Origin of the sequence: Streptomyces europaeiscabiei, from assembly GCF_001550375.1 — a bacterium.
Lineage (GTDB): Bacteria > Actinomycetota > Actinomycetes > Streptomycetales > Streptomycetaceae > Streptomyces > Streptomyces europaeiscabiei.
This window is the reverse complement of sequence record NZ_LRTR01000518.1, coordinates 1-932: the sequence shown is the minus strand read 5'-3', so window position 1 is coordinate 932 and position 932 is coordinate 1. Positions and strand designations below refer to the sequence as shown.

Here is a 932-nt window from a genome sequence, read left to right as displayed (position 1 = left end):
TCGGTGAGGAGCCCGGCCAGCCGCTCCACCTGCGCGGCCCGCGCGGCCACGCTCCCGGCGTCACCGCGGGCCTGGGCCAACTCCCCTTCCAGGGCAGCCCGTTCCCGCTCCAGCGCGTCCCGCCGGGTGTTGCGGGACCCGGCCCGCACCGCCGCCTCCTGCTGGGCGGCGATCCGCCGGTCGCGCTCCCGTTCGGCGTGCAGCAGGGCTTCCTGCGCGGGATGCAGTCCGGAGGCGCCGGCCCGCGCCTGCGCGTACCGCTCCTCCACCTCCTCGACCAGCGCGGCGAGTCGCTCCGTCGGCGCGTCACCGGCCTCGGCGCTCGCGGCGGCGTACGCCTGCCGTACGACTCCCAGTCGCCGTTCCGCCTCGGCACGCTCCTCGTCGGCCCGCTGGAACGCGGCGAGCGCCCGCTCCTCCGTCTCACGGTCCACGTGCCCGGCGACCTTCCGGGCCGGCTCGGGGTGTTCCGTACCGCCGCAGACGGCGCACGGCCGCCCTTCGACGAGTTCGGCGGCGAGTTCCGCCGCGATGCCCGACAGCCGCTGTTCCTTGAGGTCCAGCCAGTGGGCGCGCGCCTCGACCGCCCGCTCGGCCAGCCGGAGCACACGTGCCTGGGCGTCCTCCGTGTCGCGCCCGAGCTGGTCCCGCTGCCGGGCGGCCCCGAGCCGTTTCTCGGCGGGATCCCGCTGCACGGCGAGCTGTTCGGCGCGGGTGGCGTCCTCCTGGGCGGACTCGATGCGGGACCGCAGCTCCGCACGGGTCGCCTCCCACTCGGCCAGCCAGCCCTCGGCGTCCTGGAGGACGTCCTCGTCGGCCCGCTCCTCGCCGTCCAGCTCCGTACGCTCGGCGACCAGTTCGGCCAGCCGCTGTTCCGCCCGCCGGGCCGACTCCAGCCCGCCCAGCTCCTCGGCGGCCTTGCGCGCGGCGGT

General features: G+C 77.3%; 1 pseudogene. It reads right to left on the bottom strand.

Annotated features, from left to right (window positions below):
• Window positions 1-932: pseudogene (locus tag AWZ10_RS25540) on the bottom strand (AAA family ATPase); the annotation flags it as partial.